This is a genomic window from Actinomadura sp. NPDC000929, assembly GCF_040492065.1.
GTDB classification, from domain to species: Bacteria; Actinomycetota; Actinomycetes; order Streptosporangiales; family Streptosporangiaceae; genus Spirillospora; species Spirillospora verrucosospora.
Genome location: NZ_JBEUPA010000015.1, coordinates 74,876 through 92,681, shown reverse-complemented (window position 1 = coordinate 92,681; position 17,806 = coordinate 74,876). Strand labels below are relative to the sequence as shown.

Here is a 17,806-nt window from a genome sequence, read left to right as displayed (position 1 = left end):
GGGATGGCGCTGCCCGCCGTCCTGCCGCTCGCGCCGCGCACGCGGCGCGCGGCGCCGCCGTTCCGTCCGGGCGGTGCGCCGTCCGTGCCGCCGTCCCAGGTCAGCGCGCCTCCCGGTAGGTGGGCGGCCGGGCAGGGCCGGGAGCGACATCTAGGCAATGTCAAGATAGAGTGGAGGTGATCCCGAGAGAGAGGACCGCGTGATGGCGGAGGACCCCGGCCTCGCACGGCAGATGTGGCACCAGCTCGAACCCCTCCACGCCCTGTTCTGGTACTCCCCGGAGGTCTTCGCCGAGGCGCGGGGGCTCGGCTACGACGTGGAGACGCGCTGGCCGAGCTACTTCGCGTGGCGCGCCGCGCCGCTCGGCGCCGCGGGGAGCGAGGCCGTGTCGGCCGCCTTCTACAGCTTCAGCCCGCGCATGGTGGCCGAGCACGTCCCCGCCGCCTGGACGGTCGCGCCGCCCGACCGCGTCCTGGAGGCCCGCCTGCGCGCCGTCGACCGCATGTACCGGACGCTTCTCGGCGACGGTGCCGGGAGCCCGGACCTGGCCGAGGCCGCCGAACTGGCCCGCGCCGCCGCCGAGGCCGCGAGCACCGCCGGCCGCCCGATCGCCGCCGCCAACGCCGGCCTGCCCTGGCCGGACGAGCCGCACCTCGTCCTGTGGCACGCCATCGGAATCCTTCGCGAGCAGCGCGGGGACGGCCACGTCGCCGCGCTCCTCACCCGCGGGCTCGACCCGGTCGAGGCGCTGGTGTCGTTCGCCGCCGTCGGGGCCGCGTCCCCGGAGACGTTCGCGAGCCGCGGCTGGACCGGCGAGGAGTGGGCCGCCGCCCGCGACCGCCTCGCGTCCCGCGGGCTCGTCGACGCGGACGGCGCCGCGACCGGCCGGGGGCGCGAGCTGCGCGACGACGTCGAGCGGACGACCGACGACCTCGCCTACGGGCCGTGGCGGACGCTCGGCGCCGCCAAGGCCGACCGGCTGGCGCAGCTCACGATGCCGATCCTGGTGAAGGTGCTGGAGACCGGGCTGATGCCCGCGCAGAACACCCTCGGCATCGGCAGGATCCAGGCGCCGCCCCGCTGAGTCACCGGGTCGGGAGCCGCCAGGCGGTCCCCTCCAGGCGGCCCGTGTTGCCGAGGTCGATCGGCCCGTCGGCCGGGACGATCACGACGGGCCGCCCGGGCGCCGGGCGGACCTCGAGGTACGTGCCGGCCACCGCCACCGTGTCCGCCTCGGTGACCGTGTTCCGCCAGACGATCACGAACTCGGCCGTGCGGCCCGGACGGATCGTCAGCGGCTTCGGCCCGGCGTCCTCGACCTGCCTCGTGCCGCGCACGGCCGTGACGTTGAACGGCTGCCGCCTGTCGTCGAGGACGCGCAGCGCCGGGTAGCCGTTCAGCCGGTACGGGCGCTGCCCGCAGTTGCGCAGCTCGACCCGCGCCGCGCGCAGGCCCATGGCGGCGTCCGGCTCGTTCATCGAGACGGCGATGCCCTCCGGCGTGCAGGGAGGCGGGGGCGGCGACGAGCGCGTCGCCACCACGAGAGGGGTGGGAGGCGCCGGCGTCGCGGCGGGTCCCGCGTCGCGCCCGGCGCCGGGCACGGCGGCGGTGCCGCACGCGCCGAGGGCGAGCGTGCTGAGGACGAGCGTGCCGACGGCGGGGCCCGCCGCGCCGATCAGGCGGAGACGGGTCCGCTTCGTAACGGTCACCCCCAGATCATCGCAAATGCCGGAGACCGCGCGGGCGGGCGGGCGTGCGGCGCCCCGCCGCCGGCCGGTGCGGGGCGGGGACGGGGGCGGGGACGGGGGCGGCGCGGCGCGACCGCAGGTGGGCGGCGCGGAGCGCGACCTCGATGCCGAACCGGGCCTCCGGGTCGGCCAGCGCGTCCCCGAGGGACTGCTCGATCTTGCGCATCCGGTACCGGACGGTCTGGGGGTGGATGTGCAGCCGCTCGGCGATCTCGGCGGCGGTGCCGCGGGTGACGAGCCAGGTCCGCAGCGTCTCGGTCAGCCGGTCCCGCCGGCCCGGGGTCATGCCGTCCAGGATGCCGAGGCGGCGCCGGGTGAGCTGCTCGACCAGCGCGGGATCCGACAGCAGCCACAGCGCGACGAGGTTCTCCTCGCACAGCGTCACCGGCCCGTCGAGGACGCCGTCGAGTGCGAGGCCGAGCGCCTGCCGCGCCCAGCGCAGGGAGTCCGCGGCCTGGCGGGCCGGCATCGCGACGCCGACCGCGATGCGGCGGCCCGGGAGCGCCTCGTCCAGCATCGCGCGGCGCTCTGGGGTGAACGGGCCGGGCAGGAGCAGGTGCGGCTCCGGGCACTCCAGCTCGGCGAGGACGTCCTCGTCCAGCGCCGTCCAGACGCAGGGGGCGTCCGGCTCGACGGCGACCAGCGTGACCTGGTCCGGAAGCGGCCACCCCGCCCCGTCGGCCGCCTCCTTGAGGTCGGCGGCCGTGGCGGGCTCGGCGCCGTCCGGGCCGGGGACGGCGAGGAGGAGGCGCAGCAGCCGCCGGCCCCGCTCGTCCAGCGCGCGGATGGGACGCGCCCTGGCGTTCCGGTGGCCGTCGAGCGACTGCGCGGCCAGCTCGTCCATGTAGGCCAGCAGCGCGTCGGCCAGCCGCGACAGCACGGCCGACGAGATGTCGTGGCGCGGCGCGACCTTCATGACGCGGCGCCAGGCGACCTGCCCGCCGATCCGGTACGCGGCCTGGAGGCTGTCCATGCTGCGCCCCTCGTGCGCCTCGTACTGGCCGAGCATCCGCGCCGTCCCGGCCGGGTCGTCGCCGGCCGCCGCCCCGGCGGGCGACGCGATCCGCTCGGTGAACGCGGCCAGGCTGCGCTCGACCCCGAGCCGCAGCACGTGGCCGTAGGGGCCGTCGAGCGGCCGGGCGTACTCGGGGATGGCGCGGCGGATCTCGGCGACGATCTCCTCGGCGAGGCTCGGCAGCTCCGGCCGGATCAGCTCGGCGAGCCGCGGCGGGAGAGGCGCGGCGCGCTCGGCGGGAACGCCCGATGCGAGGGCTCGGTTCATCGGCACACCTCCGTCTGGCCCGCGTGCCCGGCTGCGCGGCGGGACGCCCCGACCGTACGCACCGCGCGCACCCTTCTTCTGTAGGGCGGAGGAACAAAAGCCCGCGACCACTGCTCATCCGCTTATAAGCGAGCCCGCGCACCAGCACCGGGATCAGGCGCAGAAGGCGGTGTCGGCGGCCTTGGCGAGGTCGGCCCGGAAGGTCTTGTCGTACTCCAGCTTGGACTCGTTGTAGGTGATGACGGCCTGGCTGCGTCCGTCGGCGCTGGTGTAGGTCCAGGTCCGGTATCCGGGGAAGCCGCCGTCGTGGCCCCACGCGTACCCGCAGGAGAACTTGACGCGGGCGACGCCGAGGCCGTAGTCCTCCACGACCCCGTCGTCGTTGACCGGCCGGACGGTCCGCATCTCGCGCATCTGCTTCGGCGGCAGCAGCCTGCCGGTGAACAGGGCGCGGTGGAAGCGGGCCACGTCGTCGACCGTGCTGACGATGCCCCCGGACGTCCTCGCGCTGGACGGACTGATGAGCGTGCTCACGTCCCCGTAGTCGTAGTAGTACCCGTGCACGTAGCGGCCGGGGAACGAGGAGTCGGTCGTCGGGTAGGACGTGTTCCGCAGCCGCAGCGGCTCGAAGACGCGCTTCCGGAACTCGGCGCCCACCGAGCGCCCGGTCGCCTTCTCGATGACCATTCCGGCCAGGATGTAGTTGGTGTTGGAGTAGTTCCAGCTCGTCCCGGGCGCGTACTGCGGCGGCTTCTCCATCGCGATCGCGATGAGCTCCGCCGGCGTCCAGGCCCGCGCGGGGTCGGTCATCACCCGCGGATCGGGCGTGTAGTCGTTGAGGCCGCTGGTCTGCGCGAGCAGCTGCCGGATGGTGATCTTCGATCCGTCGTTGCCGTTGCCCGCGACGACGCCCGGGAGCCACGTCTCCACGGTGTCGTCCAGCGAGAGCCGGCGCTCGGCGGCGAGCTGGAGCACGACCGTCGAGGTGAACGACTTGGTCACGCTCGCGATCCGGAACAGCAGCCGGTGGTCCATCGGGGCGCCGGTGGCCTTGTCGGACACGCCCGCGGTGACGTGCGAGACGCGCCCGCCGCGGCGCGTCATCACGATCACGCCGGGCGCGCCGTCGGCGACGAGCCGGCCGGCGGCCGCCCGCACCTTCCGGTCCAGCCCGTGCGGGCCCTCGGACGGGGCCGCGCTCGCCGCCGGGGCGGCGGCGAGGGCCGCCCCGGCGATCAGGGCGGTGGCCGAGGCGAGCGAGGCGGTGAGGGAGATCCGCGACATGGGTTCCTCCTGGAGGGTCGTCTGCCGAACGTGATCAACACTGCCGGTCGCCGGACCCGGCGGCACGGGGCCGAGAACCCGGACGGAGGGTGTACCTGACGACACCTGGCGCGGTGGACCTCCGGATGTATATTCGACAGGTACTCCAATAGCAGGAGGTGCCCATGCCGGACGCCGAGGTCGCGATCATCGGGGCCGGACTGAGCGGGATCGGCATGGGGATCGCGCTCCTGCGCGCCGGGATCGACGACTTCGTGGTCCTGGAGCGCGCCGGGGACATCGGCGGGACGTGGCGCGACAACGTCTACCCCGGGATCGGCGTGGACGTGCCCGCGCAGGCGTACCAGTTCAGCTACGCCCTCAACCCGCGCTGGAGCCGGGTGTTCGCGCCGGGCTCCGAGGTCAAGGAGTACATCGACCGGCTCGCCGACCGGTACGGCGTGCGCCGCCACGTCCGCCTGCGCACCGAGGTCACCGCGCGCGTCTGGGACGAGGACGCCGGGCTCTGGCGCCTGCGGACGCCCGCAGGGGAGGTGACGGCCCGCTTCGTGGTCAGCGCGATCGGCGCGTTCGTCGATCCCAGACCCGCCGGCCTCGCGGGCCTCGACGACTTCCGGGGCGCGGTGCTGCGCTCGTCCGGCTGGGACCACGGCTGCGACCTGACCGGCAAGCGGGTCGCGGTCGTCGGGACGGGCGCCAGCGCCGTCCAGATCATCCCCGAGATCGCGCCGCTGACCGCGCGCCTCGACGTCTACCAGCGCACCCCGATCTGGGTGGGGCCGAAGCTGGACGCGCCCGTCCCGCGCCCGGTGCGGTGGCTGTTCCGGCGCGCCCCGCGCGTCCAGGACGCGGTGCGCCGAACGGCCACGCGCGGTGTCGAGATGGTCCTGGTCGACCTGGTCGTCGGGCACGGCAGGGCGCCCTACCTCGCCCACGGCGGCGCGCGGCTGGCCCGATCCCTCTGGTACCGGACGCAGGTCAGGGATCCCGGCACCCGGCGGAGGCTGACGCCCGGCTACGGTCTCGGCTGCAAGCGCCCGTCCGTCTCCAACACCTACCTCAGAACCTTCAACCGGCCGAACGTCGCCCTGGTCACCGATCCCATCGACCGGGTGACCCCCACGGGCGTCCGCACCGCGGACGGCCGCGAACGCGACGTGGACGCCATCGTCCTCGCGACGGGGTTCCGCCTGGCCAGCGACCCGGAGGTCTACCGCCGGACCCCGGTGCGCGGCCGCGACGGCTTCGACCTCGCGACGTTCTACGCCGAGAACCGGCTCGCCTCGTACGAGGGCATCAGCATCCCCGGGCTGCCCAACCACTTCATGATGTTCGGCCCGTACGGCTGGGTCGGCGGCACCTGGCACCAGCTCGTCGAGACGACCTCGGCCCACGTCGTCCGCGTGATCAAGGAGGCCCGCCGCCGGGGCGCGACCTCGGTGGAGGTGCGTCCCGAGCCGACCGAGCGCTGGACGAACCGCATGCGCGAGCGGCTCGCCGGCTCCCTCTGGGCGACCAACGGCTGCGCCACCGCCAACAGCTACTACTTCGACCATCACGGTGACACGCCCTATCTGCGGCCGACGAGTGCGGCGCAGGCCGCGCACGCCGCCCGCACGTTCCCGCTGGACGACTACGTCTACTCGGCCCCCCACACGCCCCCGCGTCCGAGATGAGGTCCGCATGACCCAGCACGCCATCCAGACCCGCCGGGTCGCCTTCGACCACCCGAGGGGATCCCTGCGCCGCCACTACGTGGACGGCGACCTGGTCATGAGCCACCTCGTGGCCCTGCTGTCCGCGACGTTCCCGCCTGGCGAGGACTTCTTCGTCCGCTCGGTGCGGCACTACCGCGACCGCGTCACCGACCCGGACCTCGCCGCCCGGGTGCGCGGCTTCATCGGGCAGGAGGTCGTCCACGGGCGCGAGCACGACCACCTCAACCGGACGCTCCGCGCGATGGGCTACCCGACCCATCGGATCTCCGCCGTCGTCGAGCGCGACCTGCGCCTCGCCGACCGCTTCCTGCCGCCGATCGTCCGCCTCGGCTTCACCGCCGGGCTGGAGCACTACACCGCGACCGTGGCCGAGTGCCTGCTCACCGATCCCCGCGCGCGGGACCTGCTCGGCGACACCAGCGTCCGGTCGATCCTGCTGTGGCACGCGCTGGAGGAGTCCGAGCACAAGGCCGTCGCGTTCGACGTCTTCCGGCACGTCGGCGGCACCGAGCGCACCCGCGTCCGGACCATGCGGGTCATCAGCGCCGGGTTCCTGTTCCTCATGGTCACCGGCACGGCCGTCTCGGTGCTGGGCGACCCCGCCGCCTACCGTCCCGGACGGCTGCGCCGCAGCCTCGCCGCGCTCCGGCACTCGCCGTTCCTCAAACGCGAGGTGATCCGGCGCCTGCGCGCCTACAACGAGCCCGGCTTCCACCCGGACGACTTCGACAGCACCGACCTGCTGGAACGCTGGCGCGAGGAGCTGTTCGGCGCCGAGGGGACCCTCACCGCCAACCTGAAGTGACCGGCCGCGCCCGGGGCCCCGTCAGCGGGGGGTGACGACCGTGCGGTCCCCGTCCCGCTCGTACGCCACGACCTGGACGACCGGCAGATCGGCCGCGTCACCGGTGCGCGGGCCCGGCACCATGAGCAGAGGGGCGTCGCCCTGCCGGTCCGGCGCGTCCTCGTGGGAGCCCAGCTCGCCGACCGACCTCAGCCGCGCGACGCCCGGCCCCGCCGCGGCCACGAGCCGCCAGCGCCGGGGCGACCGCCACCACACCGCGGCGGTCTTCGTCTCGCCGGGCGAGGCGAAGTCGCCGTTCGTCCCTCCCCGCTCCGACAGCGCCTGCCCGTCCTCGGAGATCAGCATCGAGCGGCCCGCGCCGCCCGGCGGGGAGGACGCGTCCACCGTGAGCAGGGTCGCGCGGCCGCCGCCGTCGGGCAGGCGCCCGCTCCAGAGCCGCCCCAGCCGCAGGTCGCCCGACTCGCTCAGGGACGTCGCCCCCGCGCAGGCGACGGCGTTCAGCGCCGCCCACCCGGACGGCCGCTCCTGCTCCGCCGGGTCCCGGAACCACACGCGCGGCGCCGCCGACCGCGGATCGTTCGAGGCGAGCTGGGTGACCGTCCCCACCCCGGACCTCATCTGGAACACCACGTAGTTCTGGCACCTCGGCGTGAACCAGTTCCACGGCAGTGGAGCGCTCAGCCCGTCCCGGACGTCCACCGGCCGCCATTCCGGGGACCGCCCGGACGGCACCGCCGCCCGCACGTCCAGCAGCCACGGCGGGACGAGGTAGCGCCACGTCATGCCGACCATGATGAGCTGCCCCGCGTCGGTCCCGAGCTCGCGGACCGACTCCACGCCCCGCGACAGCCGCCGCTCGAAGTACTGCGCCACGCTGGTCGTGTCCCGCGGTCCGGGGGAGTCGCGCAGCACCACCAGCGACGCGCCGTCCACCGTCCCGGCGTACAGGACGACGACGCGGCCGAGCGGCGGGTCGCGGCGGTCGCCGCGCCAGGCGTCCGCCGCCCGCCGCAGCAGCTTCGCGTCGCGGAGGAGGGGGCCTTGCGAGGGCCAGTCGTCGATGCTCGGCGTGCTGTTCGCCGACCACGCATGGAGGCCGATCAGGGCGGGCGCGCCGCGGCCTTCGTCCGCCCGGGTGAGGAAGGCCCCGGCGACCGTCAGGAGCGCCGCGGCGACCACGACCGCCACGGCGGCGCGCCCCGCGCGCGGGAAGGTGAGCGGCGGCCGCAGCCGCACGAGGTCGGGGTCGAACGCCTCGATCTCGGCTCGCTGCGCGGCCTCGTCCATGTCCGTCCGGTCGCCCACGGCGCTGATGGTCCCGTCGACGTCCCCGAAGACGATCGGGAGATGGACGCCCAGCTCGGCGACGACCTCGGGGGCGGAGAGCCCGTCCCGGTGGAGCAGGTAGGCGAGCCGCTCGTGCGGCGGTAACTCCAGGAGAGCCGTCCGGACGGGGCCCGGTTCGCCGCGCGCGGGCTCGAAGAGGAGGCCGCGAAGCCGGTGCCGTCCGGTCGGCGGGTCTTTGAGCAGGGTCGCGACGAGCTTTGCACGCATGGCCGGATAGCCGCCGCGCCGCACCCGCATCGCCTCGGCGACGGCCCGGCGGGCGGGCGAGAGCGGGTGGTCTCCGTCGTCGAGTGTCAGGTAGGCGAGCCGCAGAAGGCGGCCGTAGTGCTCGCGTTCCATTCGTGGCACCGTCCCTCTCCTCCCCGCATTGTGGGCGCTCCGGCCGGTGACGGCCAGAGGCGCCGGGGCCGGGATCGGGGTGGGATGGCGTTGACATTGAAATCACGTTGTCGTCGAATAATTGACGATTGTTCACGTTCTGTTTGATCCTCCTCTCATTCGCCCTTCGTGAATCCGGCCTTTCCGCAGGCCGGGCCCCCGCACGAAACGGAGTTACGAATGAGAAAGCCCCTGCTCGCCGTCCTGGCCGCGGCTCCCCTCGCGGCCGTCCTGGCGACTCCCGCGCAGGCGGTGACCCCCAACGCCCCGCTGACTCTCGCGGCACCCGGTCAGGGCGTCAGCGGCCAGTACATCGTGACGCTGAAGTCCGGTGTCTCGGTCGGCAGGACCGTCTCCAAGAACGGCATCAGCGCGGGCCACCGGTTCGGGAAGGTGCTGAACGGATTCTCCGCGAAGCTCACTTCCGACCAGCTCGCCAAGTTGCGCCGTACGCCCGGCGTCGCGTCCGTCGAGCAGGACGCGGTCGTGCGCGTCGCCACCACGCAGCAGAACCCGCCGTCGTGGGGGATCGACCGCATCGACCAGGACAGCCTTCCGCTGTCCAAGAGCTACACCTACAACGCCGCCGGGTCCGGAGTGACCGCCTACATCATCGACACCGGCCTCTACCCGTCCCACCCGGACTTCGGGGGCAGGGCCAGCAACGTCTACGACGCGACCGGCGGCAACGGCGTCGACTGCAACGGCCACGGCACCCACGTCGCGGGGACGGTCGGCGGCACGAGCTACGGTGTCGCCAAGAGGGTCAACCTGCGCGGCGTCCGCGTCCTGAACTGCCAGGGCAGCGGCACCAACTCCGGTGTCATCGCCGGCATGAACTGGGTCGCCCAGAACCACAGCGGTCCGTCCGTGGCGAACATGTCGCTCGGCGGCGGTTACTCGTCCTCGGTGAACACGGCCGCGAACAACCTCGCGAGCTCCGGCGTCTTCCTGGCCGTCGCCGCGGGCAACGACAACGGCAACGCCTGCAACTACTCGCCCGCCAGCGCGAGCAACGCCACCACCGTCGCTGCGAGCACGAGCACCGACGCCAAGGCGTCCTACAGCAACTACGGCAGCTGCGTGGAGCTGTACGCGCCCGGGACGGGCATCACCTCCACCTGGCTGAACGGCGGGACCAACACCATCAGCGGCACGTCGATGGCGACCCCGCACGTCACCGGGGTCGCGGCGCTGTACAAGTCCGCGAACGGGGACGCGTCCTACAGCACGATCCGCAGCTGGCTCGTCTCCAACGCCGTCAGCGGAAAGATCACCGGCAACCCGTCCGGCACCCCGAACCTCCTCCTGAGCAAGCGATCCCTCTAGAAGACCGCGTCGATGGGCCGTCGGAAGCGACGGCCCATCGACGGCCGCGGCGGCTCAGCGGCCCAGCGCCCCGCGCACGGTGAGGCCGTGCCGCGTCCGCAGACGCCGCAGCTCCCACATCGCCACGGCGGTGACGGACAGCGGGGCTCCCAGGATGAACCCCAGCCGCACCACGAACGGGACGCCGCCGTAGGCGCCCTGGAAGACGTCGAAGACGGCGACCTCCCAGACGAGCAGCGTCGCGAGGAGTGGCGGGACCGTGTCGTGGAGGTCGGCCGTCCGGAAGACGTGCACGAGTGACTGCACGATGCCGTAGAGGCCGAAGGGGATGTACCACAACGAGAAGGCGCCGATCGCGAACAGCAGCACCAGCCGCCACGGTGACGCCGTCCAGTCGGTGTCCTCGGTCACATAGCCCAGCCCCGTGGCCAGTCTCGGCGCGGCGAGCGTTATCGCCAGCGTGAGCAGCGCCCCGGCGGGTTTGGCCGCGCGGCGCAGGTACAGGCGCCGGTTGGGCGGACGGGCCGCCGCGATGAAGACGGTGACGGCGATCGGGAACGTCACCGCCAGCGTGATGAGGGTGGTGCGGATCTGGGCGAAGCGGTCGTCCAACACGCCGTTGGGGTCCTTCGCCAGCCCGTAGGAGAACAGCATCCACGTGACGGCGACCAGACCGACGACCGTTCGCCAGATCTGCACCTTCTTCACCGCCGCGTCGTGCACGCGTTCCGGCCGGGACGGCGTGAAGACCGCGCTCCCGACGGCGAACGGATTGAAGAGACGCCCGAACGTCATCCGGCGCGGCGGACCCGGCTGCCACGGACCCTGCGGGGGCCGCCCCGGGCCCTGCGGCTGCTGCCATGAGCCCTGCCCCTGCTGCCAAGGGCCTTGCGGCTGCTGCCAGGGGCCTTGGGGTTGCTGCCAGGGACCTTGCGGCGGCGGTCCGGGCTGCCACCCGGGTCCGGGCGCTTGTCCTCCTCCGTACGGATTCATCGCGCCCTGCCTCCGCTTCCGCTCATCCCGCGTCCTTCCCTCGCCGCGCCCGAGGCCACGAGGAGAATACGCAGGATCTCACCGAGTGAGAACGCTTTATCTCGATCCCGGCCGGGCCGCTGTCGCCCCGAGGACACGTGCCGCCGGGAACCAGGCCCCTCCGCTCCCGCACACGCGATCTTGAGTCGACTCGCCTCCCGTCACGTTCTCGCAGGTAGGAACGATTCTCAGATTTCGCTCGCACTTTCTGTTATCCGGGCGTAACCGCCAGGTCTCCCAGGTGTCCGACAAATCCTCGGAAACCAGGAAGGCAGGCTCACGTGAGCGAGAGGAACAGCACGGGGTCGAGACGGAGTCCCCGGACGCGCCGCGGCAGCTACGGGCGGGCGCCGCGTCCGAGCGGGCGGTGGTGGGCCGCCGTCGGCGCGAGCGCGAGCGTGGTCGCCCTGACGGCCGGGGTCGCCTACGGGGTCACCGGGTCTTCGGAGGCCCCGGCCGATTCCAGGCCGGTCGCCGACCGCGCGGCCCCCGCGCCCACCCCGTCCCCCGCCAAGGCGAAGGCGCCCGCCGGCAAGCCCACGGCTTCCAAGACCGCCAAGCGCTCGACCGTCGCGAAGAAGCCCGCGAAGCACATCACGAAGCGTCCGCAGAAGAAGAAGCGGCCGGTCACGCCGGCGCCCCGTTCCACGGCGCCCGGCGGCGGCAGCGTGGGCGGCGGCACGCTCGCCCAGCAGGTCGTCGCCCTGACCAACGCCGAGCGCGCCAAGAACGGCTGCGGGGCCCTGACCGTCGACTCCCGCCTCCAGGCCGCCGCGCAGGGCCACTCCGCCGACATGGTCGCCCGCGGCTTCTTCGACCACACCAACCCCAGCGGCAGGAGCCCGGGCGACCGGATCACCGCCGCCGGTTACCGCTGGTCCACCTACGGCGAGAACATCGCCTACGGCCAGCGGACGCCCGCCGCCGTCATGTCCGCCTGGATGAACAGCTCCGGGCACCGGGCCAACATCCTCAACTGCCGGTTCAAGAACATCGGCGTGGGTGTGGCGCTCAAGTCCGGGACCCCGTACTGGACGCAGAACTTCGGCGCCCGCTGACGTGCGGAGGCGTGCGCGCACGGGAGGGGCGCGAACCCGTCCGGCGCGCACGCCTCACTGAGGTGAGGCGAAGTCCTGCGTCCACCAGGGGCCGCCGGGGCCGGACGCGACGCCCACGCCGATCTCGGTGTAGTCGCAGTTGAGGATGTTGGCGCGGTGGTAGGTGCTGGTCATCCAGCTCGACACCGCCGAGGACGGCGTCGCGGCGCCCTGCTGGATGTTCTCCGCCCAGGCCCGCCACCGGTATCCGGCGGCGGTGATGCGGGCGCCCGGATCCTGCCCGCCCGCGCCGTCGTGGGAGAGCACGCGCCGCGCCGCCATGTCGGCGGAGTGCCTCTGGGCCGCCCTGGTCAGCCTCGGATTCTCGCGCAGGGGACGGCACCCGTGCCTGGCCCGCTGGATGTTGGCGAGGCGGACGACCTGGCGTCCCGGGCTGAGGGGCGCCGTGGACGTCTTGCGCGGCTTCGGCGAGCGTCGGGTCTTGGACGGGGTGGGCGACGGACGTTCGGAGGAGGTCGGCGCCGCGCTCGGAGTGGCGGCGGGCGCGCTCGGGAGCGCGGCGGCCGGGGGCGGCTCGTCGCCGGGCACGGCGAAGAACCAGACGGCCACCGCGACCGCCGCCACCGTGGCCGTCCCGACGATCGCCGCCGTCCGGGCCCCGCGCGAGGCGTGCAGGGCGACGTCCGCGCCCGACAGCTTGGCGTTCGCCAGGTCCGCCGCCGACAGACGGGCCGGGGGCGGGACGAGGACCATGCCCGCGAGCAGCGCCTCCGCCGGGGCGAGCCTGCGCCGGTGCGCGCGGCAGGCGTCGCAGCCGCGCGCGTGGCGGGCGATCCGCTTGCGCCACACGGGCGTGGGCCGCCGGTTCCACGAGGCCGTCACCTCGGCGAGGCCCGGGCACGGCGGCGTCGCGGCGAGCACGCGGACCACGAGCCGTCCCGTCTCCAGCTGCTCCTTCATCCGGTTCACGCGCACGGCCGCGTGGCGCCGCTTCACGTCCAGGGCCGCGGCGAGTTCGGTGCGCGTCAGCTCGCCCGAGACCTCTAACCACCACAGCGAGAGCAGGTCGCGGTCGGCGGGGTCCAGCCACCGGGTGGCCTCGGCGATCTCCTTGCGCTGCCCGGACAGCCCGAGCCGGACGATGGTGGTCTCGACGAAGTCGCCGCCGGGGTCGGGGATCTCGTGCGCGGCGTCCAGGCCGACGGCGGGGCGCCTCCGGTTCGCCGACCACCGGCGCCGCACCTGGTTCATCGCGATCGCCACGAGCCAGGACCGGAACCGCGACGGGTCGCGCAGGCCGCCGAGGCCGTTCAGCATCCGCAGCATGGTGTCCTGGACGACGTCGTCCACGTCCGCGTGGCCGTCCAGCGCCCGGCCGACGACGTTGTACACCAGCGGCAGGCAGGTCGACACCAGCCGTTCCCTCGCCGCCGCGTCGCCGGCCTGCGCCGCCGCGACCAGCCGCTCCTCGCCGCCGTCCATCCGCATCCCTTCGCGCCACCGGACCGAACCGTTCGGCCACGCCAGAAGAGACCCCGCCACCCTCCCGTCGATTACAGAAAAACTAGGACATATCCGAGCGGGTGGGCGGGCCGTCCGGCCCGGCGGCGCGTCCCGCGGTTCACCGGCGGGAGCGGCTCACACCAGTGAGGCGTCGCGCGACGCGGGATCCGCCGCGATGAGCGTGACGGACTCCCTGACCGTCTCCAGCGCCGCCGCTCGTTCCTGGTCGGTCATGTGGGCCGGTCCATAGGTGACCACGGGGTCGAGCACCCGGTAGCCGACGAACTCCAGCATTCCGCGATGGATGTGGAACAGGAAGTCGTCCATGGAGCCGAAGACGCCAGGCTGGAACATCTCGCTGGGACCGCCGGTCGTGAACAACAGCATCGCTCGCTTGCCGGCGAGGGCCGCGTTCTCGAAGAGACCGTGGTCGCCGCCGAAGACCGCCCCCATGGCGAAGACGCGGTCCACCCATCCCTTGAGGATCGCGGGCAGCGAGAACCACCACATCGGGAACGACAGCACGAGCAGGTCGGCGGCGAGCAGGCGGTCGAGGTGGGCCTGGACGGTCGCGTCGAGCGTCCCTTCCCTGACCGCGCGCATCTGCTCGGCCTGCGGCTTGAAGTGGCCCTCCACCGAGGGGAAGTCGTCGCGGGCGAGGGTCGGGGCCCAGGCGTCGGCGTAGAGGTCGAGGACGTCGACGCGGTAACCGGCCTCGCGCAGGGCCTGGGCCGCCGTGGTCATCTGGGCGGTGCTGAACGAGCGGGGCTCGGGATGGGCGTGGACGATCAGGGCGAGGGGAGTGGCATCCGAGGTCGACATGGGGAAATCATATCGACATATCGCGATTCGTCAATCAGATGGTGATGGCGAGCGCCTCCGCCAGCCGCGCCAGCCGCTCCTCGTCCCGCCGGTAGTGGGTCCACTTGCCCACCCGGGTCGCCCGCACGAGCCCGGCCCGTTCGAGCGTGCTCATGTAGCTGGAGACGGTCGACTGGGCGAGCCCCGCCTTGGCCTGGATGTGCGTGACGCACACGCCGACCTCCTCGCGGTCCGCGATCGGCTCCCACTCGCCGAAGTGCCGCTCGGGCTCCTTCAGCCACTGCATGATCTGCAATCGGGCGGGATTGCCGAGGGCCTTGAACACGTCGATCAGCTCCTCCGGCCCCAACTCCGCCGCCGCGGCCATCAGCCATCTCCCTCACAGTCGAACCGACAGACCACGATATCTCGATACCTGAGCCGAGGCGGCCGGACTCACGGCCGCCGCCCCCGCAGCGACCGGACATGCCGTGGTCAGTCGAGGCGGTCGGCCTTGCCGAGCAGGTAGCGCTGCTCCACCTGGTTCTCGGTCAGGGCGGCCGCCTGGCGGTACAGAGCGGCGGCGGACGCGTCGTCGCCGGTCATCTGCAGAAGGTGGGCGCGCACCGCGCGCTCGCGTTGCCGCGTGAGGGGGTCGCGGTCCAGGCGGTGCCGGCCGTTGAGGTCGTCCAGGAGGGCCAGGCCCCGGGCCGGTCCGAACGCTCGGGCGACCGCCACCACGCGGCTGAGCCGGACCGGCGCGGTGGGCGTGAGGCGTTCGAGCCAGAGGTACAGCATCGCGATCTGCGGCCAGTCGGTCTCCTCCGGCGACGCGGCCGCCGCGTGCACGGCGGCGATGGCCGCCTGAAGCCGGTACGGGCCCGCCGCGCCGCGGTTCCAGACGCCGTCGATCAGCTCGGTGCCCTCGCGGATCAGGTCCGGGTCCCAGCGCGTGCGGTCCTGCTCGTCCAGCGGCACCAGCTCGCGGTCGGCGCCGGTGCGGGCCCGGCGCCGCGAATCGGTGAGCAGCATCAACGCCAGCAGGCCCGTCGCCTCGGCGTCGCCCGGGAGCGAGGCGTGGAGCATGCGGGCCAGCCGGATCGCCTCCCGCGTCAGGTCGACGCGGGCGAGCTCCCGCCCGGCCGTGGCCGTGTAGCCCTCGTTGAAGACGAGGTAGAGCACCCGCATCACGGCGGCCATCCGCGCGTCCCGGTCGGCGTCGGTCGGGGGAGTGAAGCGGGCGCCGGCGCGGGCCAGCCGCTGCTTGGCGCGGCTGATCCGCGTCCCCATGGTGGCCTCGGTCGTGCCGTGGGCGTGCGCGATCTCGGCGGTCGTCAGGCCGCCGACCGCGCGCAGCGTGAGCGCGACCTGCGACGTGGTGCTCAGCGCGGGATGGCAGCACAGCATCAGCAGCGTGAGGCTGTCGTCGACCTCCGGCGGGGGACCGGCCCGGCGGGCCGGCGCCCCCATGGCCAGCTCGGTCATCCCGGCCTCGTGCTCCCGCCGGCGCCGCGCCTGGTCGGAGCGGAGCAGGTCCACCATGCGCCGGTAGCCGATCCTGATCAGCCAGCTCCGCGGGTCTTCCGGCACGCCCCGGGCAGGCCAGTCCTCGCTCGCCGCCAGCAGGGCCTCCTGGACGGCGTCCTCGGCGATGTCGAAGCGTCCGAAGCGCCGCACCAGGGCGCCGAGCACCTGCGGCGCCTCCGCGCGCAGCAGATGCTCGACGTCGCCGTTCACGCCGCGAACTCCTCCCCCATGATCGGCCGGATCTCGATCGGCTCGCCGAGCACCTCCACGATCCGCGAAGCGATCTCCACGGCGCGTTCCCGGCCCGCGACGTCGATCACGGCGAAGCTGGCCAGGACCTCCTTGAGCTCGGCGAACGGCCCGTCGGTCGCGACCACGCCGTCCGGCGCCCGGCGCACCGTCGTGCTGACCACCGGGTGGCCGAGCCCCTCGCTGGTGACGAACTCGCCCGTCTCGGTCAGTTCCCGCTCGACCTTCTGGTACTCGGCGAACGCGGCGAGCGCCTCCTCCGACAGAGCGTCGGCGGTGGCGGCGTCCCAGGCGGCGGCCGGGGTGTAGCTGAGCAGCAGGTACTTCATGGCGATCCTCCCCTTGGTCCCACAGTGCACGAGCCGGGTTCCCGCTGTACAGCCAGGTCAGCCCGGGTGCGTGCTCCGGCGGCGCAGCGACAGTGCGACGACGGTCGTCCAGGTGAAGGCGACCAGGCCGTTCAGCGCGATCTGCAGGCTCATGTGATCCGGCGACATGGGCACCAGCAGGACGAGAGCGACGGCCCCGTTCAGCACGGCCGGCAGCACGGCTCGCCGGCGCACGCACCGGACGGTCATCACGGCGGCCGCGATGGCGAGGGCCGTGAAGGCGACGGCTGCCGCGACCGAGTGCGCGACCCCGTGCCAGGACATCTGGTCGACCGGCCCCTCCGGTGTGCCGACCGGGAAGCCGTTCTCCGGATCCATCGGGAGCAGCCCGGCGGCCACCAGCCCGGCCCCGAAGACCCCGACGAGGACGGGCAGTGCCCGCCGCCCGGCCTCCTCGGTGATCGTGCGCCTGAGGCCGACGGCCAGGGCGACGCCGCCCAGCCCGGCGAGCACGAACGTGACGATCTGGATCCAGCCGAGATCACCGGTGGCGAGCTGGCTGATCGGGTGCCGCCTGATGTCGAAGCCGTCCCGCATGACCATCTGGGTGACGGCCGAGGCGAAGAACAGCGGCCCGGCGAGGGCGCCGGCGACCAGGACGCGGGACGTCCGGCGGACGCCGGCCGAAGGGGCGATGGCGGTGGTCATGGATTCCTCCTCATCGATGGGTTCTCGCCGCTACCTCGGGACCGGGCCCCGGATCTCGACGTCCCGCAGAAGTGACCTACGTCACATCGATGTCATGTCCGAAAGCGTCCGGGCGCTCCGAGGTACCGGCGAACACCCGCGAAGAGGAGGACACGATGTCCGAGAAGAGCCCGAACGAGAACGTTCCGAACGAGAGCGACCAGCCGAGCGCCGAGGTGCGGGCCCTCGACCGCCTGGTCGGCACCTGGAAGGTCACCGGCGGCGCCGAGGGGACCGTCCGCTACGAGTGGATGCCCGGCCGCTACTTCCTGCTCCAGCACGTCGACCTCACCCAGTTCGGCGAACCGGTCACCGGCATCGAAGTGATCGGCAAGCTCCGCCCGTTCGGCGAACCCGCGGGCGAGGACGTGATGTCGCGGTACTACGACTCGCTCGGCAACACCCTCGACTACGTCTACGAGCTGACCGGCGACAAACTGACCATCTGGGGCGGCGCCAAGGGCAGCCCCGCCTACTTCGAAGGCACCTTCAGCCGTGACGGCGACGCCCTCACCGGCGAATGGGTCTACCCCGGCGGCGGCGGATACAGGTCCGCCATGACCCGCATCTGACACCCGCGAACGACGACCAGAAGCGCCGGGCCCGATCAACGGGCCCGGCGCTTTTCGCTTTCCCGCGGGATCCACCTCGCCGAAACGCCGGCCTCCC

17 protein-coding genes are annotated in these 17,806 nt (G+C 73.4%); 6 read left to right on the top strand and 11 right to left on the bottom strand.

Annotated elements, in window-relative coordinates:
* Positions 1–202: 202 nt before the first annotated feature.
* Positions 203–1,084: an SCO6745 family protein gene (locus ABWI04_RS08825; RefSeq protein ID WP_353832042.1), complete on the top strand. Its 882-nt coding sequence runs from the start codon at positions 203–205 to the stop codon at positions 1,082–1,084.
* Between the two features lies 1 nt (position 1,085).
* On the opposite strand, the gene ABWI04_RS08820 is transcribed toward ABWI04_RS08825, so the two are convergent.
* From ABWI04_RS08820 to ABWI04_RS08810, 3 genes are all read right to left on the bottom strand, one after another.
* Entirely contained in the window at positions 1,086–1,709 is a 624-nt protein-coding gene (locus ABWI04_RS08820; RefSeq protein ID WP_353832041.1) for a DUF4232 domain-containing protein, read from the bottom strand.
* Between the two features lie 7 nt (positions 1,710–1,716).
* Positions 1,717–3,030, bottom strand: coding sequence for a PucR family transcriptional regulator (locus ABWI04_RS08815; RefSeq protein ID WP_353832040.1), 1,314 nt, complete (start codon positions 3,028–3,030; stop codon positions 1,717–1,719).
* Positions 3,031–3,183: 153 nt separating this feature from the next.
* Entirely contained in the window at positions 3,184–4,314 is a 1,131-nt protein-coding gene (locus ABWI04_RS08810; protein WP_353832039.1) for a serine hydrolase domain-containing protein, read from the bottom strand.
* 164 nt (positions 4,315–4,478) lie between these two features.
* Between ABWI04_RS08810 and ABWI04_RS08805 the strand changes: the two genes are divergently transcribed.
* Both ABWI04_RS08805 and ABWI04_RS08800 read left to right on the top strand, forming a co-directional pair.
* Complete coding sequence (locus tag ABWI04_RS08805) at positions 4,479–5,990, top strand: flavin-containing monooxygenase (RefSeq protein WP_353832038.1); 1,512 nt, start codon at positions 4,479–4,481, stop codon at positions 5,988–5,990.
* A gap of 7 nt (positions 5,991–5,997) precedes the next feature.
* Complete coding sequence (locus tag ABWI04_RS08800; RefSeq protein WP_345171016.1) at positions 5,998–6,837, top strand: metal-dependent hydrolase; 840 nt, start codon at positions 5,998–6,000, stop codon at positions 6,835–6,837.
* A gap of 21 nt (positions 6,838–6,858) precedes the next feature.
* Here ABWI04_RS08800 and ABWI04_RS08795 read toward each other — a convergent pair whose 3' ends face one another.
* The gene (locus ABWI04_RS08795) at positions 6,859–8,532 is read right to left on the bottom strand and encodes an amino acid adenylation domain-containing protein (protein WP_353832037.1); all 1,674 of its coding nucleotides are present in this window, start codon (positions 8,530–8,532) and stop codon (positions 6,859–6,861) included.
* Positions 8,533–8,742: 210 nt separating this feature from the next.
* Here ABWI04_RS08795 and ABWI04_RS08790 point away from each other — a divergent pair, with 210 nt between their 5' ends.
* A complete protein-coding gene (locus ABWI04_RS08790) occupies positions 8,743–9,891 on the top strand; it encodes a S8 family peptidase (RefSeq protein ID WP_353832036.1) in 1,149 nt (382 codons plus the stop codon).
* Between the two features lie 54 nt (positions 9,892–9,945).
* Here the strand turns inward: ABWI04_RS08790 and ABWI04_RS08785 are convergent, their stop codons facing one another.
* Complete coding sequence (locus tag ABWI04_RS08785; protein WP_353832035.1) at positions 9,946–10,686, bottom strand: hypothetical protein; 741 nt, start codon at positions 10,684–10,686, stop codon at positions 9,946–9,948.
* Positions 10,687–11,204: 518 nt separating this feature from the next.
* On the opposite strand from ABWI04_RS08785, the gene ABWI04_RS08780 reads away from it, so the two are divergent.
* Positions 11,205–11,981, top strand: a complete 777-nt coding sequence (locus ABWI04_RS08780; protein ID WP_353832034.1) for a CAP domain-containing protein — start codon at positions 11,205–11,207, stop codon at positions 11,979–11,981.
* A 54-nt stretch (positions 11,982–12,035) separates the two neighbouring features.
* Here the strand turns inward: ABWI04_RS08780 and ABWI04_RS08775 are convergent, their stop codons facing one another.
* The 6 genes from ABWI04_RS08775 to ABWI04_RS08750 form a co-directional block, all read right to left on the bottom strand.
* Positions 12,036–13,463, bottom strand: a complete 1,428-nt coding sequence (locus tag ABWI04_RS08775) for a sigma-70 family RNA polymerase sigma factor (RefSeq protein WP_353832033.1) — start codon at positions 13,461–13,463, stop codon at positions 12,036–12,038.
* 156 nt (positions 13,464–13,619) lie between these two features.
* The gene (locus ABWI04_RS08770) at positions 13,620–14,306 is read right to left on the bottom strand and encodes an NAD(P)H-dependent oxidoreductase (protein ID WP_353832032.1); all 687 of its coding nucleotides are present in this window, start codon (positions 14,304–14,306) and stop codon (positions 13,620–13,622) included.
* 34 nt (positions 14,307–14,340) lie between these two features.
* Positions 14,341–14,673 (bottom strand): ArsR/SmtB family transcription factor, encoded by a 333-nt coding sequence (locus ABWI04_RS08765; RefSeq protein WP_353832031.1) that lies wholly within the window; start codon positions 14,671–14,673, stop codon positions 14,341–14,343.
* Between the two features lie 107 nt (positions 14,674–14,780).
* Positions 14,781–16,022 (bottom strand): RNA polymerase sigma factor, encoded by a 1,242-nt coding sequence (locus tag ABWI04_RS08760; RefSeq protein WP_353832030.1) that lies wholly within the window; start codon positions 16,020–16,022, stop codon positions 14,781–14,783.
* Positions 16,019–16,390, bottom strand: a complete 372-nt coding sequence (locus ABWI04_RS08755) for a YciI family protein (RefSeq protein ID WP_353832029.1) — start codon at positions 16,388–16,390, stop codon at positions 16,019–16,021. The genes ABWI04_RS08760 and ABWI04_RS08755 overlap by 4 nt, the downstream gene beginning before the upstream one ends.
* 57 nt (positions 16,391–16,447) lie before the next feature.
* Positions 16,448–17,098: a DUF998 domain-containing protein gene (locus tag ABWI04_RS08750; RefSeq protein WP_353832028.1), complete on the bottom strand. Its 651-nt coding sequence runs from the start codon at positions 17,096–17,098 to the stop codon at positions 16,448–16,450.
* A gap of 155 nt (positions 17,099–17,253) precedes the next feature.
* Between ABWI04_RS08750 and ABWI04_RS08745 the strand changes: the two genes are divergently transcribed.
* Positions 17,254–17,709 (top strand): hypothetical protein, encoded by a 456-nt coding sequence (locus tag ABWI04_RS08745; RefSeq protein ID WP_353832027.1) that lies wholly within the window; start codon positions 17,254–17,256, stop codon positions 17,707–17,709.
* The last annotated feature ends 97 nt before the right edge of the window (positions 17,710–17,806 follow it).